Source organism: Chitinimonas arctica, from assembly GCF_007431345.1.
In the GTDB taxonomy this organism is placed as follows: Bacteria; Pseudomonadota; Gammaproteobacteria; order Burkholderiales; family Chitinimonadaceae; genus Chitinimonas; species Chitinimonas arctica.
This window is the reverse complement of record NZ_CP041730.1, coordinates 1,976,187-2,001,781: the sequence shown is the minus strand read 5'-3', so window position 1 is coordinate 2,001,781 and position 25,595 is coordinate 1,976,187. Positions and strand designations below refer to the sequence as shown.

Sequence of the window (25,595 nt, the reverse complement as noted above, 5' to 3'; positions counted from 1 at the left end):
GTACGAAGAGAGTGGCCAACAGCGAACACTGCCGAAACGACGTATGGCGATGACGAACAAAATGGGGAAGGATGGTGCCCATGGGCAGATTCGAACTGCCGACCTCTCCCTTACCAAGGGAGTGCTCTACCCCTGAGCTACATGGGCTCCCAACGGGTCATGGCACGATTTTGCATGGACAACAGCAAAGTGGCACAACCCGGAAGAAGATACGGCCTCCCGTGCAGGAGACCGTTCAAAATCTGGATGCTGGCGGTGAAGTAGACCTCACCACAGCGGACCGCAAGTTAACGGAAATCCCCATTGCTGAGGGATAAAGTTCCGTACTGGGCCAAGAACGACGCGCATCATAGTCGAATCATGGCCCAAGCGTCCACTCTTTAATGAGGAGATGCGTGTGGCCAAGCGTTCTACATGGCAGGGCATGGTGCCTTGTTGCTTACAGGTCCGTGAGGTAAGCAAGCAGGGTTGCTCGCTGCGCCAGGAACGGTGGCAGCAGCGGTTCAATCGACCGGACGTACACAAGTGCATGATTTAGCGAGCATTGCACTTCAAATTTGAATTCCCTTAATGGCGTTGTAGCCCAACCAGCCGGCAACCGCCGCGCCTATCCCCACCAATATTGGCGCGCCAACAGCTGCGCCTGCGCCGGATACGGTCAAGCCCAGGCAAACGGCTGGGGCGGCAATACCGATTGCAGCCACCGCGAGACGGATTTTCGCCCAAATATCTAGTTCCCTTTGTGTGATGAGCGCATTATCGTGCTTGTCTTGCAAATGCTTAAGGGTGTAGTCATATAGATGGTAGATGCGCTTACATGCTTGAGCGGCGCCATACTTTAATGCCGCAATTCTTTCGCCGCTGACGGGCTGGCTGCGAATTTCGCCCACCTCTCTGGCGACGCCGGCTGCACGCTGCACTACACTGGCCGGTTGGCGAGAGCGGCCAGCGCTGGTGGAATCCCCCTTCATCAGCTTATATAGGTTTTCATACGACCCACCTGGCTGTGGTGCAGGCCTGTTCTCCTGCAAGCGGATCGGGCATGCATCGACCTTTAGGAGTGGTGCTTTCATTCCCAGAAGCGTGTTCCGAGCCTTAAGCGCGTTCCGAAGATCAAGCGGCGTCAGTATGATCGGGGCAAAGTGATCCAGATGCCTTGGCGCGGGCGCTTCCGGGGGCGTGCTGACGGAAAGTGGCTGCTTATTCGCCAATTGGGTTGAGCGCCCTGTGGCGGCGGTTATTGGGGAATGCCGGGACTCATCTTGCTGCATAAAGATCTTCTCGCCCGTGTCGTACTTCTTATTGCTGGCGACGATTTCCCGCATGATGCTAAAAAATTGGACCACGCCGACCAAGCCAACGCCTATGGGGGTAAGACCGATCGTGATCGGCAAATACTTATAAACCGTATAAATCCTGCTTGGCTTGCCGAAGTTCATGATGTTGGGCATGGTTGGGGGGGTGAACATCGAGGCGATTATGTCTGCGATTTCGGAGGGATACGATTTGAAACAAGACTTGCCGGATGGTCTTCCGCCGGTGGGTCTGGGTTCCGATGATCTGCAATTGGGTGTTGCGGTATGGAACGCTGAAATGCCCATGACAAGGACTCCTTCGCAGTAGAGTTGCGCCTGTATGCGTTCACGTATACGGCAACTTACTTACTAGTTTCTTGCCATGCTGCGGCGCCACCAGAAAATAGCCTGAACTTTCGGTTTTCGACGAAGTGAAACTCGATGAACTGGCCGTGGCAGGTAGCGGCCGCGCGCGATGCCGGGGTGGGCTAAAAGGAGGGCGGTCCGCCGCCAGGAAATGACGATTCGCAAAGGTGGAATGCATAAGGCCTCCCGGTCGGGAGGCCTTATAGATACTGGTGGCCAGTCGCGGAATCGAACCACGGACACGCGGATTTTCAATCCGCTGCTCTACCAACTGAGCTAACTGGCCTTCGTGAAGAGCGCGCATTAAACCGGAAAGCCGCGAGTGCGTCAAGTATCTTTCGCTCAAGATTTTTTCGGGGGGGTGTTTTTCCCGTCTGGCGGGGCCTTGCCCTTGTCTTTGCCTTCCGCCTTTTGCGGGGGCGGCGGTCCGCGGCGCGACAGCAGTTGCAGCAGCTGGTTGAGTTCCTGCGGCGGGCGCTGGTAGACCTCGCGCAGATTGCCGCCCGCCGGGTCCAGTGTCTGGCCAACCTTCAGCACCATCTCGCGCGGATCGGGCGCCGGCATGCTGATCAGCATGGTGCTGGCGGAGAGGGCGGCCGGCGCGATCCGTGCGCCGGCGATATCGTGGCCCTTGTAGCGGCTGCCGTTGATCCACAGCAGGGGCGGTTCGCCGTTTTTCTGGACGATGCCATTGAGCTCCAGGGTGCGGGCATGTCTGGCGTCGCTGTTATCGAGCACGCCCACCCTTATGCGGTCCAGCTCGTCTCGTTCCGCCGCCGTGAAGAACAGGCGGTTCAGGGCGGGCGTGGCGGGTGCCGCCGGCTCGGCGGCAAAGGCGAGCGTACTCAGCAAAACGGCGCAGCAGGAGAGGGGGGGGCGCATGGCGGTTCTCTATTGGGCGGCTTCGGCCGGCGGGGCATCCAGGGTGATGATATCGCCGCTGCATTCCATTTCCAGCAGGTAGGGCCGGACACTGGCCGCGCCCTGGGCGCGCTTGATCTCGCACAGGCGGATGATGGCGGCGCCCTGCAGGTCATGGAGCCGCTGCAGCAGTTGGATGGCATCGCCTTCGTGCAGGAGTTTGGCGCTGAGTATCAATTTGCTGGCGTAGAACTGGAGGTTTTCCAGGGGCTCGGGTGATTCGGGCGGGTCTTCCAGGCTGCGGCGCGGTTCGATCTTCAATTCCAGCTCGGCGGGATTGCCGCTCTCGCTGCGGCTGGTGAAGTACTCCACCCATGGCAGGCGCTGCTCCATACCTATCACGGACCGTTGCTTGAGCTGGTCGAAGCGGGCTTGGTAAGCGGCCAGGTTGGCACGGTCGGCCATGGCGGCGCTGGCGCGTGTTTCCGCCTCGCCCGTGGTATTGGCGGCGAGGGAGCTGCGTTGTTGTGCCCGGTCGCGCAGCCACCAGGCCCCGCCTGTCAGCGCGAGCGCCAGCAAGGCGCTGAGGCCGGCGGCCAGCAACGGGGCGCGAACCCTGCGCAAGTCTTGTTTTTGCCAGCTCATGCCGGGGCCTCCTCGGTGGTCCGGGCGGGGAGGGGCAGGACGATCTTCAAGCTGAAAGGCGCGCCGGCAATGTCGTTGACCTTGTCATTGGCCAGATCGATCGCGCTCTCCGGGCGGACATCGATAGGTAGCTGCAATTTCTCCACGCTGACGCCTGGACGCAGCACAAAGGCCTTGGCCAACTCATCGACCAGGGCCAGGGCCTCGCGATAGCGGTGTTCGTAGTCGAGCAAACGACCCTTGATGGCAATGATCACATAGCGTGGCGCGGCACCCGCCACGGGGTTGCCGTCGGCATCCACGGCGGGTTCCGGTTCGGCCACCGTTTGCTTGTCGGCATCGGTGCCGGCGAAGCCAGCGGGGACGATCCTGGGGTTGTCGCTGACCTGCCAGGCCAGCGCGTCCAATTCCAGCATCGGATAGCGGTTCACCACCGCCGAGATGTCGATCAGGCTGGCGGCGAGCGTGGGCCAGCGTTCGACCAATTGCTGGTAGGCGTTCACGACATTTTTCATGCCGGTGGGGGTGAGTTGTCCCTCCTTCACCTGCGGCACATTGGCGCGGTATGTGCGCTCGGCGTTCAGGCGGCGCTGATCCAGCGCGGTCGCCTGCTGGTCCAACTGATGGGCGGATTGGCTCAGCGAGGCGGCGGTAAGCACGCCGCCCAGCAGCAACAGTACCGCCATGACCCATAGGGCGCGGCCGGCTTGCCAGGCCTGGTAGGGCTTGAGCTGGTCGGCGGTGGCGTATTGATTGGCAGGTCGCTTGGCGGCGATAAAGCGCAGCCACAGCGGTTCAACCGTCTCCACTTCCGCTTCCGTGTACACGCCCAGGGCGGCGCCCACCTGCTCGAGGGGGAGGAAGCTGAATTGGATCAACTCGGTATCGGGGCAGGCGGCCCGCAGGGCGGCCAGTTCCTGGGTGCCGCAGAGGGTGACCACCTGCAAGGCCTCGTTGCGTTCCACCGCGCGCAGGCTGGCGAGGAATTGGCGGGCGCGGGCAGCCTCGGCGCTGAGTTGGGCCGCCAGGCCATCGGGACCGTTTTCTTCCAGTGCGGTCAGCCGCGAGAAACGCAGATTGCCGTCCGCCAGATAGGTCTGGCGCAGGCCGCTGCCGCTCTGGCGGCTGACGATCAGGGCGCGGGCGGGAATTTCCGGGACGAGATTGATATGGTGGGCGGTCAGCAGCGCGACCGAATAGACGCCGACGATTCTGGCGTCCCGCTCGAGCAGGGGTCGTAGCCACAGGTCCAGCGGCATGGGGTTGGTCAAGGCGGCGAACAACAGGCGATCGTCGCGCCGGCCGCCCTCCTCGCGACCTTGCAGGGTCGCACTGCGATAGCGCGATTCGCGGTAGAGCTGGTCGAGCCGCCGCCGGACGACCAGTTTGTGGTCGCGGGCATTGACGTGCGGGATCGTCTCGATGCGGTAGTCTTCTTCCTGCAAGTCCAGCAGCACGAACCATTGCACGGTGGGGTGGCTGGCGATCAGCAGTTCGAACTCGGCCACGCCGCTGCTATCGGCGCTGAAGCGGATGGCTTGGGCCAGCTTGTCGGCCTCGCCCTGCCAAAGCGTCAGGGCGATGTCGGTGACGAAGAGATAGAAGCGTTCGATGGCCATCAGAATTTGATCTTGGTCAGCAGGTCATAGATCGGGCCCAGTACCGACAGCATGACAAAGCCGATGATAAAACCAAGGAATACCGTCATCATCGGTTCGATCAGGGCTTGTACCCTTTCGATCGATTCCTTTACTTCGCGGTTGTAGAAATATGCGACGTTTTGCAGTGATTTATCCAGCGCGCCGGTGTTCTCGCCCACCCGCAACATGCGGATGACCAGCGGCGGGAATAGCCGCACCCGCTCGAAACTGGCCGCGACACCTTGCCCCTCGGCGATCTGCGCCCGCACTTCCTGCATGCCCTTGGCCAACATCTGATTGCCGACCACTCCTTCGAGTATGCGGATGCTGTCGAGAATGGCGATGCCGGCGTCGTACATCAGCGCGAAATAGCTGGCGAAACGGGCCAGGACGATTTTTTCCAGTATCGGCCCGATATACGGCAGGCGCAGCTTGAGCCGGTCCACCTTGAACTGATAGCGTGGGTCGCTGATTTTCCAGGCCCACCAGCCGCCGAATCCGGCGGCAATGACCAGCAGCACCACATACCACCGCTGCACCGCGAAATCGGATAGGGCAATCAGCAGCCGGGTGTTCCACGGCAGTTCCTGCTGCATGGTCTGGATAAAGCCGACCAGCTTGGGGACCAGCCAGACCAGCAGGAAGATCACCACGCACATCACCACCGAACCGACGAAGAGTGGATACATCATCAGTTTCTTGGCCTGGGCCGCCAACTCGTCCTGCCATTTCAGCGTCTCGACCAGGTTGAGGAAGACGTCCGGCAGACGGCCGGTGGCTTCGCCCGCCTGGATCAGATTGACGAATACGGTAGGGAACACCAGCGGGTGGTTGGCCAACGCCTGCGATAACTGCAAACCCCCTTCGATATCCTCGATCACGTTGGCGATAATGGCCCGGAAGCGGGGGTGGTCCATGGTGTCGCGCAGGTCGGTCAAACCTTCCAGCAGCGGCACGCTGGCGCGGGTCATCTGTTCCATATGGAAGCAGAAGGTGATCAGTTCGCCACGGCCGATACGGGTGCGGGCAAAGAGGCCGGGCCGGGTTTCGTAGGCGCGCGACTCGATCAGGTCCATGCCCAATCGACCCAGCCGTGCTTCCAGATCGACCGCATTGCTGGCGTCCATGCTGCCTTTGTGCAGGCGGCCACTCTGGTCGATCGCGCGGTATTTGAATTGCATGGTTACCTATGGGTGAACGCAGCTAAATTCGATCGGTCAGGTCCACCACCCGAGAGATTTCGTCGAGCGAAGTAATGCCCTCGACGACGCGCCGGATGGCGTCCTCCGCCAGCGGTCGAAAGCCCTTTTCCAGCGCCAGCATGCGCAATTCGCGGGCGGTGGCGCGGTGGGCGATCAATTCATCCATATCGCCATCCATCTTGAGGATTTCCAGTACCGAGATACGGCCCTTGTAACCGCGATGGTCGCAGCGATCGCAGCCGCTGGCCCGATACAACAGCGGCGGACCGCCCTCCCCAAGACCCAGTACCAGGCGTTCGAAGGCGTCGGGCGGATAGCCTTCCTTGCAGTGAGGGCAGAGTTTGCGCACCAGGCGCTGGGCAATGATGCCGATGATATTGCCGGCCATGATGTCCGGCAGTACCCCGATATCGAGCAAGCGGGGGATGGCGCCGACGGCGGAGTTGGTGTGCAGGGTGGAATACACCTGGTGGCCGGTCATGGCGGCGCGGAAAGCCATCTCGGCGGTGTCCTTGTCGCGGATTTCGCCCACCAGGATGACGTCGGGGTCCTGCCGCATCATGGAGCGGATGCCGGAGGCGAAGTCGATTTTTTCGGTGACCGTGGTCTGCCGGATCATGGGCAAGGGGTACTCCACCGGGTCCTCCAGGGTCATGATATTGACCCCCTCGTCATTGATATGGCTGAGGATGGAATACAGCGTGGTGGTTTTGCCCGAGCCGGTGGGTCCGGTCACCAGGATGATGCCTTCGGGGCGGGCGATCATCAGCTTGAGCAGGTTGAGGTTGTCCTCGGGCAAGCCGAGCTGGTCCAGCGGTACCAGCCCCTTCTGCTTGTCGAGTATGCGCAGCACCACGTTTTCGCCATAGACGGTGGGCTGGGCGGCGACACGGAAGTCCAGCTGGCGGCCGGAGATGGTCAGCGAGATGCGGCCGTCCTGCGGCGCGCGCGTCTCGGCGATATTCATATAGCTCATCACCTTCAGCCGCACCACCATGGCCGGCCAGTAGGTCTTGTGCAGGCTACGGATCTGGCGCAGCACGCCGTCGATGCGATAGCGGATGCGGACGAACTGCGGTTCCGGTTCGAAGTGCACATCCGACGCGTTCCGGTGTACCGCATCGGCCAGCAGGGCGTCGATCAGCCGTACCACCGGTTGGCTGTACTCGGCATCGGAGCTGGACAGGCTGGCGTAGTCGATCTGGCCGGTCTCGATTTCGTGCAGGATGCCATCGATGGACAGCTCGAAACCGTAGTATTGATCGATGGCCCGGATGATGTCCGCTTCCGCCGCCAGGACGGGTTCGATCTCGTACGCGTTACGCAGCAGTGCCCTGACCTGGTCCAGTGCCACCAGATTATTGGGATTGGCCATTGCCACGGTGAATTTGCGGTTTTCGGCATCCAGCGATAGCGGCAACATCAGGTTGCGCTTGGCCATATCCTTGGGCAATTGCGCAATCGCGGTGGCGGCGGGAATGATGGTGGCGAGATCGACCGAATCCTGGCCCAGGTTCTCGGACAAGGCCTCGCGCAGGGTGGCATCCGAAACAAAGCCCAGCCGCACCAGCTCCTTGCCCAGTGGCGTGCCGGTCTTTTTCTGCTCGGTCAGCGCGATACGCAGCTGATCGGAGCTGATCACCCCTTTCTGGACCAGCAGCTCTCCCAGCGGCAGTTTCTTGCGCGCTTCTGCCACTAGTTCGCTCCCAGTGCAGCGAGACGTTTACGCACGACGCCGGAATCGAAGCCGGCGGTTTTACCGGTGGCCAGCAGCAAGGCTTTGCCATAGAAGTCGGCCGCCAGCCGCTGCTCGCCCAGCGCATCCAGCGCTACCGCCAGGTTGTAGGCGTAATCGGCCTCGCCGGGTGCCGCCGCATGCGCCTGGAAGTAATAGCCTTGCGCTTCGCGCCAGCGGCCCTGCCTGGCCATCAGGCTGGCCAGGGCGGTAGCGGTTTCGGCATTGGGGCGATTTTCCAGCAGGCGCTTCAGCCTGCCTTCGGCCTGGTCCGCATCGCCGTCGCCGGCCAGGCTGACCAAGGCGCTGCCGGCCAGTTCATCCTTGGGGTTATTGGCCAGTACCCGGCCGTACCACATGCGGGCTTCATCCAATTGCTGGCGCTTGACTGCCGTGGCGGCCATGCCCAGCAGGGCATCCCGATTCTTGTCGTCCTGCTGCAATTGCTGGCGATACAGTTCGGCGGCACGGGCGTAGTCACCCTGTTGAAAGGCCTGGTAGCCCTGTTGCACATTGCGCGGCACACCGGTTTGCACTTCATCGCGGCGGAAATGCACGTCGGTGGCGGCCATTTCCTTGGGTACTTCGACCACGCTGGCCCGGTCGCCCCGTTTGGGCGAAACGGGCGGCTTGGCGGTCGCCGCCGGCGGCGAGGCGATTACTTTGGGCGCTGGGGCATCCGCTATCGCCACTTGCCCCGCCGGCGCGTCGGTCGGTGGCGCCACTTCCTCCGCCGCTGCGGGCGCGTTGCCGGCCAATAGCGTGGTGGGTGGCTGCATCTGCCACCATAACCATCCGCCCGCTGCCAGCAAGCCGACCAACAGTACTCCGCCAATTAGCTGCATGCGCTGTTTTGCCGTTGGTGCCGGACGGGGGCGTTTGCCCTTTCCGTCAATCAGCTGCCTGGTGGCGTCGGCCGAAAGCTTTGCGGGCGGCCGCTCCGCCAAGGGCGGGATGCTGGTGGCTGCGGGGGCGCGTTCCTGTGCGGGAGGTGCGGGCGGGCTGGCCGTACGTGGTGCTTCCTGCTGCGGCGTCGACAAAGGCACCTCGACTGGCCGGGGAGGCGGGGGCGCTGCGGGTGGCGGGGCGTGGTGGGTCGTCGCGGCGACGGGGGCGGGCGGAGTCACCGTCTCGTCGACGACCTCGGCTGCCACCGCCGCGCCGGACCCATCGGCTTCCATATGGCTTAGGGTAGGCGGTTCATCGCTCGCGGGCGCCGGACCCGGCGCCGATGGAGTAGCGTTGTCGCTATCGTCCAGCACCGGCAGCGCGGTCTCGTCGGAGACCAGGCTCAAGCTGCTCTCGCCCGGTACGCCATGATGCGCGGCAAACGCAGACTGTGGAGGCTCGGCCGGCGGGTGCGCCACGCTTGCGTCGAGAGCGGGTTCCGGCCCTGTCGCGGCGGCGGTTTTGAAGGCCGGTACGGATCCGCCGGCCCCGGCCTCGGCCTTGCGCCGCTTGGCTTCCTCGGCTTTTTTCAACGCATCGAGCAATAAACTCATGCTGTCCTCTCAGCGCGCCGGCAGACCGCTCTTGAAGACCGAAAGTTCATCTTTCGGGCTGCTGAAGAAATTATCGGTGGGGACAAACTGGCGGAAATCGGCCAGATCGCCGTTCAAGCTGGCTTCCCGGATAACCACCGGGCGCAGGAAAACGACAAGTTCGGTCTTCTGTGCCCTGTCGTCACGGTAGCTGAACAAATCGCCCACGCCCCAGGGCAGGCGCGATAGCGTGGGCAATCCGTCGCGTTGATTCTGTACCTGGTCCTGGATCAGGCCGCCCAGGATGGCGGCCTGGCCGCTGGCCAACCGCAGGGTCGATTCGACCTCGCGGACCTGGATCTCCGGCACCAGGCTCTGGATTTTTTCCGTGGTGCTGTTGGCTTGCACCAGCGCCACGGCGGGGTCGGCCTTGTAGCCGGTAATGCGGCTGATGGTGGGACGGATATTCAGCGAGACATTGTCGTTGTCGCTGATCTGCGGGGTGACGCTCATCACCATGCCGATGGGGATCGTGTGCAGCTCGCTGGTGTAAGTGCGCTTTTCCGGGGTGGTGGTGGTGGCGGATTCGACGTCCACGGTAATGGTGAAATAGACCTTTTCGTCCACCACCTTGAGCAGCGCGGTCTGGTTGTTGAGCGCCATGATCTTGGGGCTGGACAGCACCTTGGTTTTGCCGAACTGCTCCAGTGCCTTGATGGTGGCGGTGAAATCGGCGCCGTTGAACAGGCTGCTGGCGCGCTTGGTATAGCTGAGCAGGGTAAAGGGCAGTTGGGCCAGGTTGTCGCCCATGGTGGATTGGTTGATATTGAGACGGTTGTCCTGCGCCGTGCCGTTTTCGTCGTTCTTGAACAGCCGCCAATCGATCCCTGTCTGGTAGTGATCGTTCAGGGCCACCTCCACGATGGTGGCCTCGATCAATACCTGGCGGCGTGCACTGGCACTGACGCGGTCGAGGTAGTCCTGGATCTTGGCATGTTCGCGGCTGGTGGCGTTGATGCTCAGGACGCCGGTTTCGGGGTGGACGAAGATATCGTCATTGCTGCCCGCGGCGGCCGGGGCGGCGGCCTTGCCGCCGCTGTCCAGCATGGAGAACAGCGCGGGCGCGCCTGCACCGGCCTGCGCTACCGTCTGGGCTACCTTGAGGCGGTCTTCCTGGCGCTTGGTGTTTTCGGCCTTCTGTTCGGCCATGTCGGCATGGCGCTGCGCATCGTCCTTCGCTTCCATGGCTTCGCGTTCGGTCTTTTCCTCGGCGCTGACGCGGCGAGAAGAGGCCAGCAAGGTGCGGATATTGCCCTCCAGCCGTTCCCAGAACTTGTTTTCGGCCAGATTGCTCACCTCGGTGATGGAGCCGTTTCCCGAACCGCCGCCACCGCCGCCGCCACCGCTTTGGACCGAGCCGCCGGCAGCGGCCACCGAAGTCGAGATGGTGACATTGCTCTTGGTGGTGCGGGCAATGTTGACGTAATCCAGGGCGTAATTCTTGATATAGGGCCGGTCCGGCACAATGGTCAGGACGCCTTTGTCCAGGGTGTAGCGCATATCGACCTGATTGCTGATGCGGTCGAGAATTTGCGGCAGGGTCTGGTTCAAGGCGTTGACCGTCACTGTTCCCCGGATCAGCGGATGTACATCCACATTGAGCTTGGCGTCGCGTGCCAGGGCAAACATCAGGTCGCGTACCGGCACATTGTTGACCACCACGCTATAGGTGTCGGTCTTGGCCTGGGCGCTGGGTTTGGGAAGGAAAACCGGCCGTTCCACCAGCTTGGGCAGGTCCGCCAGGCGAGCGGGCGGGAGGGCGATATGGCGGCCAGGTTCCACCTTGGCGGGCTGGGTAGCGCAGCCGGCGGCGAGTACGGGGGCGAGTAGCAGAAGGTGGCAGCGGCTCATAACTCGACTTGGGTGGGATTGGATATCTATTAAGACACTTGAAATATAGCCCCGAAATTATTGATTTTATGTGTTTATTGAATTGGTACTCCCGTGCTACCCATCACCTTGCGGTCCAGGTGACGCCCTTTTGGCTATCTGCTCGGCGTTTTCACGCAGTTCCTGTTTGATACTACCCACCGTGCGCAATATCGGTTGATTGCGCTGCAGATTGGCCGGCAAACCGGCCTGTGCCTGCAAGGCGGCCGCACGGTCCATGAACAATCCATAGCTGAGTGCCATATAGGGCACGCCCTGCCGGCTGGTAAGCGGGTAGACATAGAGTTGTTCGGCGGACAATTGCCGGGCCGTGCTGGCGAGCATCTTGGCCAGTTCCTGGCGGGCCTGGCGCGGGGTGATGGAGAACTGCACGGTATAGCGTCCGTCCGCCTCGCTATCGAGCATGGCCTGGCTTTGGCTCAGGCGCCGGCTGAGTAGATCGGTTGGCGTGGATTCGGTGCCGGGCAGGGCAGCAGGCGTCTTGGCGGTCGGCGCGCTTGGGGTGACAACTGGCTGGTGCGTGTTTGCGCTGGTGCGTACAGGGCTTGCAAGTCCGCTGGGGGCCTTGGCCAAACCGCTCGCAGGCGGCGTCAGCCAATGCCCGCCCAAGGTACCCAGCAAAATGCCCAGTGCAAGCAAGCCCGCCCCGGCCAGTGGCCAGGCATGCCGCCGCAACCTGCGGCCGCGAAAGGCACTGTCGCGGCAGGCGGCGCGCGCGTCGGTGTCGTTGACCTGGTGGCGATCGGCGGCGAACGAGGCGATCAGCGATTTATCGGCCAGGATATTGATGCGGCGGGTGAGGCCTTCCGACTCGGCGGCGATGCGCCGCACCGCGTGGCGGGTAAAGGGGTCCGGTCCCTTGTAGCCTGCCGTGCGCAAGCGGAATATCAGGTATTCGCCGACATCGGCCTGTCGCAACGGGGCCAGTTCGAAGCTGTGGGTAATGCGTTCGCGCAGCTGGCGCATGGCTTGCGGCGCCAGTTTCTCATCCAGCTCGGGCTGGCCGAACAGCACGATCTGCAGCAGCTTGTGATGGCCGTGTTCGAGATTTGAAAGGAGCCTGACTTCCTCCAGGCTCTCTTCCGGCATTGCGTGGGCCTCATCGATCAGCACCACGACCTGCCTGCCGGCCGCATAGCGCTCGATCAGGGCATCCTGCAGGGCCCGGATCAGCACGCTGGAGCGGGCGCCGGGCAGGTCCAGCTTCAAATCCTCGGCGATGGCCAGCAGGATTTCCTCCTTGCTCATGCTGGGGTTGGCCAGGTAGACCGTGTCGATATCGGCGGGCAAGCCTTCCATCAACACCCGGCACAGCATCGTCTTGCCCGCACCGACCTCGCCGGTGACCTTGACCAGGCCTTCGCCATGCAGGATCGCGTACTGCAGCGCTTCCAGCGTGGCGCCGCGATTGGCGCCACGGTAGAAGAACTCGGTGTGCGGCGTGATGCGGAAGGGGGGCTCCGCCAATCCGTAGTGGTCGAGGTACACAGCGCTATCTCTCTTTGCGATGGCGATCATGCAGGCTGTCGAGCCGGCTATACAGCGTAGTACGGTTTACGCCCAACAGGCGGGCGGCTTGGCTCATATGGCCGTCGGCCATGGCCAGGGCGGCTTCGATGCAGTTTTTTTCCCAGCTCGCCAGCCACTGGTCGAGATTGAAGTCACGGCTTTCCCGCAACAAGCGGGTCGCGGCCTCCAGGTCCGCCTGCTCGAAGCGGCTGGTGGCGGGCAGCAAATCGCTATCGAACTCGTCCACCAGCAGCGTGGCGTCGATGCCCGCCCCGGGGTATTTGGCCAATAGACGGATAATGATGTTGCGAAGTTCGCGCACATTGCCGGGAAAGGGATAATTGTCCCAGCGTTGCCAGGCCGTATCGTCGAAGTGAAAGGGGGTTACCCCCAGTTGCCGGGCGTAGAGCTGCAGGAAATGTGCCAGCAGTACCCGGCGATCCTCGTGCAGATCGCGCAGGGGGGGCGTTTCAAGCGCCAGCACGGATAGACGGTGGTAGAGATCGGCGCGAAATTCACCGCTGCGTGCCAGCCGGCGCAGATCGCGATTGGTGGCGGCCACCACCCGCGCCCGGCTGGTACGGGTCTGGGTTTCGCCCAGGCGCTGGAATTCACCGTTCTCCAGTACCCGCAGCAGCTTGGCTTGCAGGCCCAGCGGCAATTCGCCGATTTCGTCCAGGAACAGGGTGCCTTCGCCCACTTCGTCGAAATAACCGGATTTGGCTGCGATCGCACCGGTGAACGCCCCCTTGGCATGGCCGAACAGGGTGGCTTCGATCAGGCTCTCGGTCAGCGCCGCGCAGTTGAGGGCCAGGAAGGGCTGCCGAGCGCGCGGCGAAGCGGCATGCAGCGCTTTGGCCACCGCCTCCTTGCCTGATCCGGATTCACCGGTGATCAGGACCGGGAAGGGCGAGCCGGCGAACTGATGCACCTGGCGTTTTAGCCGCTCCATGGCCGGGCTGTGCCCGACCAGGCCGGCGACATCCAGTTGCGGTGCGATATCCGCATCCACCTCGCGCCAGTTGAGGGCGCGCTTGAGAATTTCGCGCAGCGCAGCGGCGCTTACCGGCTTGGCGATAAAATCGATGGCCCCCAAGGTACGGGCATGGCGGGCGTTGTGTTCACTGGTTTGGCCGGTCAAGGCCAAGGTCTTGATCGTCGGCACCAGCGCGGCCAGTTCGACGATCAGGCGGAAGCCTTCATCGGGTTGGTGCGGATTGGGCGGCAGGCCCAGGTCGACCAGGGCGAGCGCCGGCCGGAATTCCACCGAACTGGCCCAGGCAACGGCTTCGGGCCGGTTGGCGGCGCTGCGGATATCAAAATCGTCGGCAAGCACGAAGCTCAGCGTATCGCGGATCAGGGGGTCGTCATCGACAAGCAAAAGGCCGGGCTTTGCAGTATCCATAATGATCTGTGCGCCGAAGGTATCCCCATCCTAGCACCGGGCTTTGGATGGGAGAATGCATTCCCGCTGTTGCATTGCAGCATGAAACTGGCATGATTTGTTGTTGTCACATCGCTGCTTACATTAGAATTACGACCCCCAATGCCCCTGAGCGCCCACGCCGTGCCCGCCGATCCGCTTGTCGATATCGACAACGTCACATTCTCATATGGCCGTCGCGCCATCCTTAAAGGCATCAGCCTGTCCATCCCGAAAGGGAAGGTGGTCGCCATCATGGGCGGTTCCGGCTGCGGCAAGACGACGCTGCTGCGCCTGATAGGCGGCCAGATCAAGCCTTCGCGCGGCGAGGTCAAGGTTGCCGGACAGGTCGTGCACGACCTCGATTCCGAAGGCCTTTATCTGCTGCGCCGCAAGATGGGCATGCTGTTCCAATTCGGCGCGCTGTTCACGGATATGTCGGTTTTCGACAACGTGGCGTTCCAGATGCGCGAGCACACCGAGCTGCCCGAGTCGATGATACGCGACCTGGTCATGATGAAACTCAATGCGGTGGGCTTGCGTGGCGCGGCCAAGCTGATGCCCTCCGAATTGTCCGGCGGCATGGCCCGCCGGGTCGCGTTGGCCCGCGCCATCGCCCTCGATCCCATGCTGATGATGTATGACGAGCCCTTCGCCGGTCTCGATCCGATCTCGCTGGGCGTGGTCGGCAAATTGATACGCGACTTGAATGATGCGCTGGGCGCCACCACGGTGATGGTGACCCACTCGGTGGCGGAATCGCTGAGCATCGTGGATTACGTCTATTTCGTGTCGGAAGGCGCGATCGTGGCCGAGGGAACCCCGGAGGAGATCCGGGCGTCCGAAGAACCTTTCGTGCACCAGTTCGTCGGCGGCCTGCCCGACGGTCCGGTGCCATTCCAGTATCCGGCCAAGCCCTATGCGGAAGAATTGATGGGAGTGCGCCGTGCTTAATTGGTTGGATAAGTTGATGCGCACCCTCGGCGAGCCGGTGGTGGATGCGCTGGAAAAACTCGGCTTCGGCTTCCGCTTCCTGATGGCCGTGCTGTGGCATTCCGCGACGGCCTTGCGCCGTTTCAGCCTGGTGGTGCGTGAAATCTATTTCACCGGGGTCTTGTCGCTGCTGATCATCATGGTGTCCGGCCTGTTCGTCGGCATGGTGCTGGGCTTGCAGGGCTACGATACCTTGCAGCGCTTCGGCGCTTCCGAAGCGCTGGGCGTACTGGTTGCGCTGAGCCTGCTGCGCGAATTGGGTCCGGTGGTGGCCGGCTTGCTGTTCGCCAGCCGGGCCGGTTCCGCCATTACCGCCGAGATCGGCCTGATGAAGGCCACCGAGCAACTGGCCGCCATGGAAATGATGGCGGTCAATCCGGTCGCCCGCGTGGTGGCGCCCCGCTTCTGGGCCGGCGTCATCTCGATGCCCATCCTGGCCGCGCTGTTTTCCGCCATGGGCATTTTGGGCGGTTACGTGGTCGGCGTCGTGCTGATCGGGGTGGATGCCGGTTCCTTCTGGGCGCAGATGCAGGCCCAGGTCGATCTTTACAACGATATCGGCAACGGCTTGGTGAAAAGTGTCGTATTCGGTGTCGCTGTATCCATTATCGCGGTGTTCGAAGGTTTCGATGCGCCGCCCACCGCGGAAGGCGTCTCGGGCGCGACCACGCGCACGGTGGTGACGTCTTCGCTCGTTATTCTGGTTCTGGATTTCATCCTGACCGCTTTCATGTTTAGAGGTGTCTGATGAATCGCCGCGTTTACGACTTCTGGGTCGGTGTGTTTGTGATGCTGGGGCTGGCTTCGCTGGCATTCCTGGCCTTGCGGGTCAGCAATGTATCCAATGGCGGCAGCAAGGCCACGTACCGGGTGACCGCGGCCTTCGACAATATCGGTGGCTTGAAGGCGCGTGCGCCGATCAAGAGCGCCGGCGTGCTGGTGGGCCGGGTGGCGGGGATCAGCCTGGATCCGGTGACCTATCGGGCCATGGTTGCCCTGGATATCGAGCAGGGTTACCACTTCAGCCGCGACTCGTCGGCCGAGATCCTTACCTCCGGCATCCTCGGCGATCAGTACATAGGGGTTGAACCTGGCGCGGATGAAACCATGTTAAAGAATGGCGATCGAATCACGCTCACTTCTTCGGCCGTCGTGCTGGAAAAGTTAATCAGTCAGTTCATGTTCAGCAAAGCAGCGGAGAATCCCGCTCAGCCGACTACTGCACCATAACAGGAAGAATCATGCGTAAACTCTTTGCCTTCATCATGCTGGTCGCCGGTTTGACCGCCACCGCGGCAGACGTTCCTGCCCCCGAGCAGCTGGTCCGCAACACCAGCAAGGACGTGCTGGAAGCCATCAAGAAGGACAACCTCACGCCCGCCGACAAGCGTTTCCGTGAGTTGGTCGAGGCCAAGGTGCTGCCCAGCTTCGACTTCAATCGCCTGACCGCACTGGCGGTGGGCCGTTATTGGAAGCAGGCTACACCTGACCAACAGGGTTCGCTGGTGCGCGAATTCCGTACCTTGCTGGTGCGGACCTACTCCACCGCGGTGGGCGCCAACAAGCTGCAGAATATCGACGTCAAGCCGGTCAAGATGGCCGAGTCCGATACCGACGTGACGGTCCGTACCGAAGTGTCGGCTTCCACCGGCCAGCCTTTCCCCATCGACTACCGCCTGATCAAGGTCGGTAGCGACTGGAAGGTATACGATATCGCCGTGGAAGGCGTGAGCCTGGTGACCAACTACCGCACCAGCTTCAACCAGACTATCCAGAAGGACGGCATCGACGGCCTGATCAAGGCCCTGGCCGACCGTAACGCGGCACAACCGGCCAAGACGCCGTCAAAGTAAGTGGATCATGAGCGAATCTGTCAAACTCAGCGGCGCCCTCACGCTCGATTCGATTTGCCGGGTCCAGCGCGAGGTTGCCGACAAGCTGACTGCGCCGGCCTTGGTGCTGGATCTGTCCGAAGTGAGCGAGATCGATTCGACCGCGGTCAGCCTGTTGCTGCATTGGCAACGCGACGCCGTGGCCGCCGGCCGCCAGCTTACGCTGCAGCGGCCGCCGGCCAACCTCACCAGCCTTGCCGCGCTTTATGGCGTCGAGGAATTCCTGCCGCATATCCAGGCATGAGCGTGCGCTATGCTTGAAGTCATATCCACGCGGAGTGCTTCGATGCGCCACCGGCTCCCTCTGTTGTTGAGCCCGCTGTTGCTGGCGGCATGTGCCACGCCGACCAACCATTACGATCCGCTCGAACCGATCAACCGCAAGGTCTATGCATTCAATAGCGCCTTGGATAAGGCCGTGCTCAAGCCGGTGGCCAAAGGTTATGTCGCCATCACGCCCAAGCCGATCCGTGCCGGCGTCGCCAATTTCTTCGGCAACCTGCAGGATGTCTACATCGGCGCCGCCAATCTGCTGCAAGGCAATTGGCGCGATGCAGCCAGCGATGGTACCCGGGTGGTGTTCAATTCGACCTTCGGTTTGCTCGGCCTGATCGATATCGCCAGCCAGGCCGGCCTGGAAAAGCACGATGAGGATTTCGGCCAGGTACTGGGTCATTGGGGCATGGGCAGCGGCCCCTATCTGGTCGTGCCTTTCCTCGGCCCCAAGACCTTGCGCGACACCGCCGACTGGGCCGGCAGCTATGCCTTGGACCCGGTGCGGGCAATTCAGGACGATCAGGCCGCGACGGGCTTGAACCTGCTGCGCATGGTCAACCTTCGCACGGAATTGCTGGCGGCCGACTCGGTAGTCCAGGCGGCCAGTTTCGGCGACGAATACGGATTTGTCCGCGATAGCTATCTGCAGCGTCGCTACAACATGGTTTGGAACGGCAATCCGCCCAAGCCGCTGCCCTTGGGTGACGGCGACGAGGAGGAGATAGACGTCAAGGATCTCGACTTCTCCACCACACCGAAACCGGCTGCCGAGGCATCGGGTGCCGGTGCGCCCGAAGCGCCGGCGCCGGTTGCCGCGGAGCCGCCCGCGGCCAATCCTGTCGCGGCGCCTGCGCCCGCTGTCGAGCCGCCGGCAACCGCCATACTGTCCGATCCTCCGCCGCAGTGATGTAAACATGCGACCACTCGGTCGCTGTTTCATTTTCTCGTTGCCCAAGTCGGGTAGAATCCACGCTTTCCGCTCGCCTACGCCCATGAACGTCGCCATCCGTTTTTCTTCAGTCAAAAAGCGCTTCGGCGAACTCGAGGCCCTCAAGGGCGTCGATTTCGAAGTGCGCGAAGGCGAATTCTTCGCCTTGCTGGGGCCGAATGGTGCCGGCAAGACCACGCTTATCTCCATCCTCGGCGGATTGACCCGCGCCGACAGCGGTTCGGTGCAGGTCCTGGGCAGCGATGTGCAGAGCGATTACCGGGCGGCGCGACGCAAGGTCGGCATCGTGCCGCAGGAACTGACCTTCGATCCTTTCTTCACCGTGCGTGAAACGCTGCAGTTCCAGTCAGGCTATTTCGGCATGCGCCGCAACGATGCCTGGATTGACGAACTGCTTGCGCACCTGGGCCTCGGCAATAAGGCCAATGCCAATATGCGCTCGCTGTCCGGCGGCATGAAGCGCCGCGTGATGGTGGCGCAGGCCTTGGTGCACAAACCGCCCGTGATCGTGCTGGACGAGCCGACAGCAGGCGTGGATGTGGAGTTGCGGCAGACCTTATGGGCGTTTATCCAGCGGCTCAATGGCGAAGGCCACACCATTGTGCTGACCACCCATTATCTGGAAGAGGCGGAAACGCTGTGTAACCGCATTGCCATGCTCAAGCAAGGCGAGTTGGTCGCGCTGGATGACAAGGCCGCGCTGATGGCATCGCATTCGGCCCGTACCTTGGCGCTCAAGCTGTCGCCGGACGTATTGCCGGCGGCACTGCAGCCGTTTTTGGTCATGCAGCGCGAGGATAGCTATCATCTGAAGCTGGATGATTGCACGACCCTGGAAGCGTTGTTGGCCTGCCTGCGCGAAGCCGGCGTAACGGTGCGCGATATCGAAATCCTCAAGCCCGATCTCGAATCGGTGTTTCTCGACGTGATGGGAAGGAAGCGCACGGCCTAGGCGCGAAGGTGGCGGCCCGGCCGTCCACCCCGTTCCCTTGCCAAGCCAACACGATATGCAAGGCTTCTATACCCTGTTCTATAAGGAATTGCTGCGTTTCTGGAAGGTCAGCTTCCAGACCGTCGCCGCGCCGGTACTCACGGCCGTACTTTATCTGCTGATCTTTTCGCATGTGCTCGAATCGCATGTCGAAGCCTATCCCGGCGTGCGCTACACCGCCTTCCTGATTCCGGGCCTGGCCATGATGTCGATGTTGCAAAATGCCTTCGCCAATACGTCCAGCAGCCTGATCCAGTCGAAGATCACCGGCAATATCATCTATATCCTGCTGCCGCCGCTCAGCCACCTGGAGTTTTTCTCCGCCTATGTGCTGGCGGCCGTGGTGAGGGGGGTAATGGTGGGTGCGGGCGTATTGCTGGTGACGCTGCTCTTCGCCTGGCCGGATTTCAAATATCCCCTGTGGATCGTTGTCTTCGCCCTGCTGGGTTCGGGCGTGATGGCGGTGCTGGGCCTGATCGCCGGGATCTGGGCCGAGAAGTTCGACCAACTGGCGGCTTTTCAGAACTTTATCATCGTGCCGCTGACCTTCCTGAGCGGGGTTTTCTATTCCATCCATTCCCTGCCGGCGTTCTGGCTGGGTGTGTCGCACCTCAACCCGGTGTTCTATGCGATCGACGGCTTCCGGTTCGGCTTTTTCGGCGCCAGCGACGTGTCGCCCTGGCTGAGCTTTACGGTCGTATTCGGCACCTTTCTGTTATTGGCCGCATTCACCTTGCATTTGCTCCGTACGGGCTACAAGCTCAAGCATTGATTACGCTGGCGGCCACAACCGCTCGGCAAACTGATTAGAAACGTCATGGTTACCCCAGAACAAGTCAAACAATACATCGCTACCGGCCTGGCCTGCGAAGTGCTCGAAGTGTCCGGCGACGGCCATCATTTTGAAGCGACCATCGTGGCCCGCGCCTTTGACGGCCTGCCACGCGTGCGTCAGCACCAGCTGGTGTACCAAGCGCTGGGTGAGCGCATGCGTGAGGAAATCCACGCGCTGTCGATGAAGACCTATAGTCCGCACGAATGGAAAAACCGGGCCTGAAAAAGACGGGGCGGGACAAGCCGGGCCACAGCGACAAGCTGGGCCTGTTCCTGGTGAATCTGCCCTGGGTATTCGTACTGCTAGTGCTGTGGTGGCTATTTTGCTAGCTGCCGGCACGCCAACCCAATATCGAGCTGCACATGGACAAACTGAAGATCACCGGTGGTAATGCGCTGGAAGGCGAAATCACCATTTCGGGTGCCAAGAACGCCGCCCTGCCCATTCTATGCGCCTCGCTGCTGACGGCCGATACGCTGCGGCTGACCAATGTGCCGCAGTTGCGCGATGTCTTGACCACGCAGAAGCTATTGCAAGGCATGGGCATGCGGGTCATGACCGACAATGTGCACGAGTTCGAGATGACCGGTGCCAGCGTCGACACGCTGGAAGCGCCCTATGAGCTGGTGAAGACCATGCGCGCGTCCATCCTGGTGCTGGGTCCGTTGCTGGCCCGCTTCGGCGAAGCCCGGGTGTCCTTGCCCGGCGGTTGCGCCATCGGTAGCCGGCCCGTCGAGCAGCACATCAAGGGCATGCAGGCCATGGGTGCCGAGATCAATATCGAGCACGGCTATATCCACGCCCGTGCCAAGCGCCTGAAGGGCGCCCGCATCGTTACCGATATGGTGACGGTGACCGGCACGGAAAACCTGCTGATGGCGGCGGCCTTGGCCGACGGTGTCAGTACGATCGAGAATGCCGCCCGCGAACCCGAAGTGGTCGACCTGGCCGAGTGCCTGATCAAAATGGGCGCCAAGATCAGCGGGCACGGCACCGACACCATCACCATCGAAGGTGTCGAACGCCTGCATGGCGCCAGCCACGCCGTGATGCCCGACCGTATCGAGACCGGGACCTTCCTGTGCGCGGTCATGCTGGCGCGCGGCAAGGTGGTGCTGCGCAATACCCGCGCCAATATCATGGAAAGCGTGTTGGACAAGCTGCGCGAAGCCGGCGCCTATCTGGAAGCCGGCGATGGCTGGATCAGCATAGAGATGCGCGAGCGGCCCCGTGCCGTCAGCCTGCGTACCTTGCCCTACCCGGCTTTCCCGACCGATATGCAGGCGCAGTTCATGGCCATGAATACCCTGGCCAGCGGCACCAGCGTGCTGACCGAAACGATCTTCGAAAATCGTTTCATGCACGTTTCCGAACTGGCCCGCATGGGCGCCGATATCCATGTCGATGGCCATACCGCCGTGGTGCAGGGCGTGAACAAGCTATCCGGCGCCTGCGTGATGGCAACGGACCTGCGCGCTTCCGCCTCCTTGGTCATCGCCGGCCTGGCTGCGGACGGGGAGACCATCGTCGATCGCATCTACCATCTGGATCGCGGCTACGAGCATATCGAAGCCAAGCTGGGCGGGGTGGGGGCGCAGATCGAACGGACGGTCTAGTCGGTACGATTTCGAATAGAAGTCCACAAAGATAATCGCCATACTGGTCTCGCCGGTATGGCGGTTTTTTTTGATCAAGTGGATGCAGATCACCATTGGGTGGATTTTGAGCCGAATTTGACTAGACAACTTAATATCAAATTTACGTAAGCGCATGATAGTCAAGAAAGATATGCTTCTAAATGAAGTAGACAACTTTCTCTCGTCAGCGGCGCGAGAGGTCGGCATAATCCCTCTTCTGTCGTTTCTTGCCTCGCTATGATCACCATCGCCCTCTCCAAAGGCCGCATCTTCGAAGAAACCGTGCCCCTGCTGGCCGCGGCCGGCATTGTGCCGAGCGAAGATCCGGAATCCTCGCGCAAGCTGATCCTCGCCACCAATCGGGAGGATGTGCGGCTGGTGATCGTACGCGCCACCGATGTACCCACCTATGTGCAATATGGCGCGGCCGATCTCGGTATCGCCGGCTACGATGTGTTGTTGGAGCACGGTGGGGTGGGCTTGTACCAGCCGCTGGATCTGGCCATCGCCAAATGTCGCCTGATGGTGGCAGTACGCGAAGGCTTCGATTATTTCGCGGCGGTCAAGCAAGGGGCACGCTTGCGGGTTGCCACCAAATATGTGGAGTCGGCCCGCGAACATTTCGCCAAGAAGGGCGTCCACGTCGATCTGATCAAGCTATACGGTTCGATGGAGTTGGCGCCGCTGGTGGGGCTGGCCGACGCCATCGTCGATCTGGTCAGCACCGGCGGGACCTTGCTGGCCAATCAGCTGGAGGCGGTGGAACACGTGCAGGACGTCAGTTCCCGGCTGGTGGTCAATCAGGCCTCGCTCAAGCTCAAGCGCGCCGGCGTCCAACCCATCATTGATGCATTCGCTTCGGCGAGTGCCCACCACCACGATTGAAGCGGGTCGCCAGCGAGCCCGCCCGAAACGTTTTGCAACGTCGGGCGTGGCCCGACCAGTGAGGTGAACCCATGCAGCGTCTTAATAGCACCGATCAGGCATTTTCCAGCCAACTGCAGTCCCTGCTTGCTTTCGAAACGGCCCAGAACCCGGCCGTCGATGCGACGGTTGCCGCCATCCTGGCCGATGTAAAGCAGCGCGGCGATGCGGCGGTGCTGGAATATACCCAGCGCTTCGATGGCGTCGCGGCCGCATCCATGGCGGAGCTGACTTTGTCGCCCGCTACCTTGCAAGCCGCGTATCAGCGTTTGCCTGCGGCGCAGCGCGAGGCACTGGAAGCAGCGGCTGCCCGTGTGCGGCGTTATCACGAGCGGCAGGTGCAGCCGGCCTGGCAGTACCGCGAGGATGACGGTACGGTGCTGGGGCAGGCGATCACGCCGCTGGACCGCGTCGGCCTGTATGTGCCCGGCGGCAAGGCAAGCTATCCCAGTTCGGTCCTGATGAATGCCATTCCTGCCAAGGTGGCCGGGGTGGGCGAAATCATCCTGGTGGTACCGACACCACGCGGCGAACGCAACGACCTGGTGCTGGCCGCCGCCCATATCGCCGGCGTGGATCGCGTGATCACCATCGGCGGCGCCCAGGCGGTCGCGGCGCTGGCGTATGGTACGGCGACCATTCCCCAGGTGGACAAGATCACCGGACCGGGCAACCAGTATGTCGCCGCGGCCAAGCGGGCCGTATTCGGCCTAGTCGGTATCGATATGGTGGCCGGTCCATCGGAGATCCTGATCATCTGCGACGGCGGTACCGATCCGGACTGGATCGCGATGGATCTGTTCAGCCAGGCCGAGCACGATGAAATTGCCCAGTCCATCCTGCTCTGCCCCGACGCCGAATATTTGGAACGGGTGGCTGCCAGCATCGCCCGGCTGCTGCCGGAGATGCCGCGGCGCGACATCATCGCCGCCAGCCTGGCCAATCGCGGCGCGCTTATCCAGGTGCGCGACCTGGCCGAGGCCTGCCAGCTGGCCAACCAGATCGCGCCGGAGCATCTTGAATTGTCGGTGGCCGATCCCTGGCCCCTGCAAGCGGCGATACGCCATGCCGGCGCCATCTTTCTTGGGCGCTACGCCTCGGAAGCGCTGGGCGACTACTGCGCCGGCCCCAATCATGTCTTGCCGACCTCGCGCACGGCCCGATTCGCCAGTCCACTGGGTGTCTACGACTTCCAGAAGCGTTCCAGCCTGATCTATGTCTCGCAGGCCGGGGCGCAAAGCCTGGGACGCATCGCCACGACACTGGCGCAGGGCGAAGGCTTGCCGGCGCACGCCCTATCGGCGGCTTACCGCCTGGAGGAAAACCAATGACCGCCGCGGACTGGATACGTCCCGAGATTGCCGAGCTGAGCGCCTACCGGGTTGCCGATGCGACCGGCTTGATCAAGCTCGACGCCATGGAAAATCCCTATCCCTTGCCCGAAGGCCTGCGCGCCGAATTGGGCCAACGCCTGGCGGCGGCGGCGCTGAACCGCTATCCCGATCCCCATGGCGGCGGGCTCAAGGAGGCGCTGCGCACGGCTTTCCGGATTCCTGCTGCCGCCGACATCCTGCTGGGCAATGGGTCGGATGAGCTGATCACCCTGGTCTGCCAGGCGCTTGCCCGCCCCGGAGCCTGCTTGCTGGCGGCCGAGCCCTCGTTTGTCATGTACCGGATGAATGCCGTTTTCAGCCGCCTGGAATATGTCGGCGTGCCGCTGCGGCCGGATTTTTCCCTGGACTTGCCGGCCATGCTGGCAGCAATCGCGCAACATCGCCCGGCGGTGGTCTTTGTCGCCTATCCGAACAACCCCACGGGGCCGCGCTACGCTCGCGCCGAGGTAGAAGCGATCCTGGACGCCGCGCCTGGGCTGGTGGTGGTGGACGAGGCCTATTCCGCGTTCGCCGACGATAGCTTGATGGACATGGCAGGTTCGCATCCCCGCCTGTTGGTATTGCGTACGCTGTCCAAGCTGGGCTTGGCGGGAATACGGCTGGGCTATGCCGCCGGCCCGGCCGATTGGATGGCGCAGCTGGACAAGGTGCGGCCGCCCTACAATATCAATGTGCTGAGTCAGGTCGCCGCTGCCTTCGCCTTGGCGCACCTGGCGGAATTCGACGCGCAGACCGCCATCCTGCGGCGGGAACGCGCGCGTTTGGCCCTGGCGCTGGCCGCCTTGCCCGGCGTGACGGTGTTCCCTTCCGAGGCCAATTTCCTGCTGCTGCGCGTGGCGGATGCGGAGGGGACATTCGCCAAGCTGCGCAATGCCGGTATTTTGATCAAGAATCTACATGGCGCGCATCCGCTGCTGCTGAACTGCCTGCGTGTCACCGTCGGCACCCCGCAGGAAAACGAGCGCGTGCTGAGCGTCCTGCCTACCTGTCTGTGAGTCGAATATGCGCCAAGTCAGTCTTAGCCGTAACACGCTGGAAACCCAGATCACCGTCACGCTCAACCTGGACGGCAGCGGCAAGAGCCGTTTCGATACCGGCGTGCCCTTTCTGGAACATATGCTCGACCAAGTGGCCAGGCACGGTCTGATCGACCTGGAGATCGTCGCCCGCGGCGATCTGCATATCGACGCCCACCATACCGTCGAGGATATCGGCATCACCCTGGGCCAAGCCCTGGCCCGGGCGATTGGCGACAAGCAAGGCATCCGCCGTTATGGCCATGCCTATGTGCCGCTGGATGAAGCCCTCAGCCGGGTCGTGATCGATTTGTCCGGCCGCCCCGGCTTGAGCTATGGCGTGACCTATACGCGCGCCAGCATCGGCCAGTTCGACGTCGATCTGTTCAGCGAGTTCTTCCATGGCTTCGTCAACCACGGCATGCTGACCCTGCATATCGACAATCTCAAGGGCAGCAACGCCCACCACCAGGCCGAGACCATCTTCAAGGCATTCGGCCGGGCACTGCGCATGGCGGTGGAAATGGATGAACGGATGGCGGGGGTGATGCCTTCCACCAAGGGTACATTGACGGCCTGAG

General features: G+C 62.2%; 24 protein-coding genes and 2 tRNA genes. 14 read left to right on the top strand and 12 right to left on the bottom strand.

Features of this window, described 5'->3' with window-relative positions; genetic code table 11:
- Nucleotides 1-72: 72 nt before the first annotated feature.
- From FNU76_RS09125 to FNU76_RS09070, 12 genes are all read right to left on the bottom strand, one after another.
- Nucleotides 73-147 (bottom strand) — tRNA-Thr (locus FNU76_RS09125).
- Between the two features lie 404 nt (nt 148-551).
- Nucleotides 552-1,601: a hypothetical protein gene (locus FNU76_RS09120; protein WP_144277910.1), complete on the bottom strand. Its 1,050-nt coding sequence runs from the start codon at nt 1,599-1,601 to the stop codon at nt 552-554.
- Between the two features lie 270 nt (nt 1,602-1,871).
- Nucleotides 1,872-1,947, bottom strand: a tRNA-Phe gene (locus tag FNU76_RS09115).
- Between the two features lie 56 nt (nt 1,948-2,003).
- Nucleotides 2,004-2,543 carry a hypothetical protein gene (locus tag FNU76_RS09110; protein WP_144277909.1) on the bottom strand — a complete coding sequence of 180 codons (540 nt, stop codon included), beginning with the start codon at nt 2,541-2,543 and terminating at the stop codon, nt 2,004-2,006.
- Nucleotides 2,544-2,552: 9 nt separating this feature from the next.
- The gene (locus FNU76_RS09105) at nt 2,553-3,167 is read right to left on the bottom strand and encodes a hypothetical protein (RefSeq protein WP_144277908.1); all 615 of its coding nucleotides are present in this window, start codon (nt 3,165-3,167) and stop codon (nt 2,553-2,555) included.
- Complete coding sequence (locus FNU76_RS09100) at nt 3,164-4,786, bottom strand: hypothetical protein (protein WP_144277907.1); 1,623 nt, start codon at nt 4,784-4,786, stop codon at nt 3,164-3,166. Before FNU76_RS09100 ends, FNU76_RS09105 begins: the two co-directional genes overlap by 4 nt.
- Entirely contained in the window at nt 4,786-5,988 is a 1,203-nt protein-coding gene (locus FNU76_RS09095) for a type II secretion system F family protein (protein WP_144277906.1), read from the bottom strand. The genes FNU76_RS09100 and FNU76_RS09095 overlap by 1 nt, the downstream gene beginning before the upstream one ends.
- Before the next feature lie 22 nt (nt 5,989-6,010).
- Nucleotides 6,011-7,705, bottom strand: coding sequence for a GspE/PulE family protein (locus tag FNU76_RS09090; protein ID WP_144277905.1), 1,695 nt, complete (start codon nt 7,703-7,705; stop codon nt 6,011-6,013).
- Nucleotides 7,705-9,246, bottom strand: a complete 1,542-nt coding sequence (locus FNU76_RS09085; protein WP_144277904.1) for a tetratricopeptide repeat protein — start codon at nt 9,244-9,246, stop codon at nt 7,705-7,707. Before FNU76_RS09085 ends, FNU76_RS09090 begins: the two co-directional genes overlap by 1 nt.
- Nucleotides 9,247-9,255: 9 nt before the next feature.
- Entirely contained in the window at nt 9,256-11,136 is a 1,881-nt protein-coding gene (gene mshL / locus FNU76_RS09080; RefSeq protein WP_144277903.1) for a pilus (MSHA type) biogenesis protein MshL, read from the bottom strand.
- A 96-nt stretch (nt 11,137-11,232) separates the two neighbouring features.
- On the bottom strand, nt 11,233-12,693 hold the full coding sequence (locus FNU76_RS09075; RefSeq protein WP_144277902.1) for an AAA family ATPase: 1,461 nt from the start codon (nt 12,691-12,693) through the stop codon (nt 11,233-11,235).
- Complete coding sequence (locus FNU76_RS09070; protein WP_144277901.1) at nt 12,668-14,089, bottom strand: sigma-54-dependent transcriptional regulator; 1,422 nt, start codon at nt 14,087-14,089, stop codon at nt 12,668-12,670. Before FNU76_RS09070 ends, FNU76_RS09075 begins: the two co-directional genes overlap by 26 nt.
- A gap of 141 nt (nt 14,090-14,230) precedes the next feature.
- Between FNU76_RS09070 and FNU76_RS09065 the strand changes: the two genes are divergently transcribed.
- From FNU76_RS09065 to hisB, 14 genes are all read left to right on the top strand, one after another.
- Nucleotides 14,231-15,061 carry an ABC transporter ATP-binding protein gene (locus tag FNU76_RS09065; protein WP_144277900.1) on the top strand — a complete coding sequence of 277 codons (831 nt, stop codon included), beginning with the start codon at nt 14,231-14,233 and terminating at the stop codon, nt 15,059-15,061.
- 16 nt (nt 15,062-15,077) lie between these two features.
- Nucleotides 15,078-15,848 (top strand): lipid asymmetry maintenance ABC transporter permease subunit MlaE, encoded by a 771-nt coding sequence (gene mlaE / locus FNU76_RS09060; protein WP_144277899.1) that lies wholly within the window; start codon nt 15,078-15,080, stop codon nt 15,846-15,848.
- A complete protein-coding gene (mlaD, locus tag FNU76_RS09055) occupies nt 15,848-16,330 on the top strand; it encodes an outer membrane lipid asymmetry maintenance protein MlaD (protein ID WP_179958405.1) in 483 nt (160 codons plus the stop codon). Before mlaE ends, mlaD begins: the two co-directional genes overlap by 1 nt.
- Nucleotides 16,331-16,341: 11 nt before the next feature.
- Entirely contained in the window at nt 16,342-16,953 is a 612-nt protein-coding gene (locus FNU76_RS09050) for an MlaC/ttg2D family ABC transporter substrate-binding protein (protein ID WP_144277897.1), read from the top strand.
- A gap of 7 nt (nt 16,954-16,960) precedes the next feature.
- Nucleotides 16,961-17,236, top strand: a complete 276-nt coding sequence (locus FNU76_RS09045) for an STAS domain-containing protein (protein ID WP_144277896.1) — start codon at nt 16,961-16,963, stop codon at nt 17,234-17,236.
- A gap of 42 nt (nt 17,237-17,278) precedes the next feature.
- Complete coding sequence (locus FNU76_RS09040; RefSeq protein WP_144277895.1) at nt 17,279-18,175, top strand: MlaA family lipoprotein; 897 nt, start codon at nt 17,279-17,281, stop codon at nt 18,173-18,175.
- An 85-nt stretch (nt 18,176-18,260) separates the two neighbouring features.
- The gene (locus tag FNU76_RS09035) at nt 18,261-19,169 is read left to right on the top strand and encodes an ABC transporter ATP-binding protein (RefSeq protein ID WP_144277894.1); all 909 of its coding nucleotides are present in this window, start codon (nt 18,261-18,263) and stop codon (nt 19,167-19,169) included.
- Nucleotides 19,170-19,224: 55 nt separating this feature from the next.
- A complete protein-coding gene (locus FNU76_RS09030; protein ID WP_144277893.1) occupies nt 19,225-19,980 on the top strand; it encodes an ABC transporter permease in 756 nt (251 codons plus the stop codon).
- Between the two features lie 45 nt (nt 19,981-20,025).
- Nucleotides 20,026-20,265, top strand: coding sequence for a BolA family protein (locus FNU76_RS09025; RefSeq protein ID WP_144277892.1), 240 nt, complete (start codon nt 20,026-20,028; stop codon nt 20,263-20,265).
- Nucleotides 20,266-20,405: 140 nt separating this feature from the next.
- Entirely contained in the window at nt 20,406-21,659 is a 1,254-nt protein-coding gene (gene murA, locus FNU76_RS09020) for a UDP-N-acetylglucosamine 1-carboxyvinyltransferase (protein ID WP_144277891.1), read from the top strand.
- Nucleotides 21,660-21,917: 258 nt separating this feature from the next.
- Entirely contained in the window at nt 21,918-22,565 is a 648-nt protein-coding gene (gene hisG / locus FNU76_RS09015; protein WP_144277890.1) for an ATP phosphoribosyltransferase, read from the top strand.
- Nucleotides 22,566-22,636: 71 nt separating this feature from the next.
- On the top strand, nt 22,637-23,935 hold the full coding sequence (hisD, locus tag FNU76_RS09010) for a histidinol dehydrogenase (protein ID WP_144277889.1): 1,299 nt from the start codon (nt 22,637-22,639) through the stop codon (nt 23,933-23,935).
- Nucleotides 23,932-24,993, top strand: a complete 1,062-nt coding sequence (gene hisC, locus FNU76_RS09005; protein WP_144277888.1) for a histidinol-phosphate transaminase — start codon at nt 23,932-23,934, stop codon at nt 24,991-24,993. Before hisD ends, hisC begins: the two co-directional genes overlap by 4 nt.
- A 7-nt stretch (nt 24,994-25,000) precedes the next feature.
- On the top strand, nt 25,001-25,594 hold the full coding sequence (gene hisB / locus FNU76_RS09000; RefSeq protein WP_144277887.1) for an imidazoleglycerol-phosphate dehydratase HisB: 594 nt from the start codon (nt 25,001-25,003) through the stop codon (nt 25,592-25,594).
- Nucleotide 25,595: the final 1 nt, after the last annotated feature.

Bases quoted from the DNA above. Each gene is read 5' to 3' on its own strand.
- hisB (WP_144277887.1), top strand. From the start codon at position 25,001: ATGCGCCAAGTCAGTCTTAGCCGTAACACGCTGGAAACCCAGATCACC.
- FNU76_RS09085 (WP_144277904.1), bottom strand. From the start codon at position 9,246: ATGAGTTTATTGCTCGATGCGTTGAAAAAAGCCGAGGAAGCCAAGCGG.
- FNU76_RS09045 (WP_144277896.1), top strand. From the start codon at position 16,961: ATGAGCGAATCTGTCAAACTCAGCGGCGCCCTCACGCTCGATTCGATT.
- hisC (WP_144277888.1), top strand. From the start codon at position 23,932: ATGACCGCCGCGGACTGGATACGTCCCGAGATTGCCGAGCTGAGCGCC.
- FNU76_RS09030 (WP_144277893.1), top strand. From the start codon at position 19,225: ATGCAAGGCTTCTATACCCTGTTCTATAAGGAATTGCTGCGTTTCTGG.
- FNU76_RS09035 (WP_144277894.1), top strand. From the start codon at position 18,261: ATGAACGTCGCCATCCGTTTTTCTTCAGTCAAAAAGCGCTTCGGCGAA.
- mshL (WP_144277903.1), bottom strand. From the start codon at position 11,136: ATGAGCCGCTGCCACCTTCTGCTACTCGCCCCCGTACTCGCCGCCGGC.
- FNU76_RS09100 (WP_144277907.1), bottom strand. From the start codon at position 4,786: ATGGCCATCGAACGCTTCTATCTCTTCGTCACCGACATCGCCCTGACG.
- FNU76_RS09050 (WP_144277897.1), top strand. From the start codon at position 16,342: ATGCGTAAACTCTTTGCCTTCATCATGCTGGTCGCCGGTTTGACCGCC.
- hisD (WP_144277889.1), top strand. From the start codon at position 22,637: ATGCAGCGTCTTAATAGCACCGATCAGGCATTTTCCAGCCAACTGCAG.
- hisG (WP_144277890.1), top strand. From the start codon at position 21,918: ATGATCACCATCGCCCTCTCCAAAGGCCGCATCTTCGAAGAAACCGTG.
- FNU76_RS09105 (WP_144277908.1), bottom strand. From the start codon at position 3,167: ATGAGCTGGCAAAAACAAGACTTGCGCAGGGTTCGCGCCCCGTTGCTG.
- FNU76_RS09040 (WP_144277895.1), top strand. From the start codon at position 17,279: ATGCGCCACCGGCTCCCTCTGTTGTTGAGCCCGCTGTTGCTGGCGGCA.
- FNU76_RS09025 (WP_144277892.1), top strand. From the start codon at position 20,026: ATGGTTACCCCAGAACAAGTCAAACAATACATCGCTACCGGCCTGGCC.
- FNU76_RS09065 (WP_144277900.1), top strand. From the start codon at position 14,231: ATGCCCCTGAGCGCCCACGCCGTGCCCGCCGATCCGCTTGTCGATATC.
- FNU76_RS09070 (WP_144277901.1), bottom strand. From the start codon at position 14,089: ATGGATACTGCAAAGCCCGGCCTTTTGCTTGTCGATGACGACCCCCTG.
- murA (WP_144277891.1), top strand. From the start codon at position 20,406: ATGGACAAACTGAAGATCACCGGTGGTAATGCGCTGGAAGGCGAAATC.
- FNU76_RS09110 (WP_144277909.1), bottom strand. From the start codon at position 2,543: ATGCGCCCCCCCCTCTCCTGCTGCGCCGTTTTGCTGAGTACGCTCGCC.
- mlaE (WP_144277899.1), top strand. From the start codon at position 15,078: ATGCGCACCCTCGGCGAGCCGGTGGTGGATGCGCTGGAAAAACTCGGC.
- FNU76_RS09120 (WP_144277910.1), bottom strand. From the start codon at position 1,601: ATGGGCATTTCAGCGTTCCATACCGCAACACCCAATTGCAGATCATCG.
- FNU76_RS09075 (WP_144277902.1), bottom strand. From the start codon at position 12,693: ATGATCGCCATCGCAAAGAGAGATAGCGCTGTGTACCTCGACCACTAC.
- FNU76_RS09095 (WP_144277906.1), bottom strand. From the start codon at position 5,988: ATGCAATTCAAATACCGCGCGATCGACCAGAGTGGCCGCCTGCACAAA.
- mlaD (WP_179958405.1), top strand. From the start codon at position 15,848: ATGAATCGCCGCGTTTACGACTTCTGGGTCGGTGTGTTTGTGATGCTG.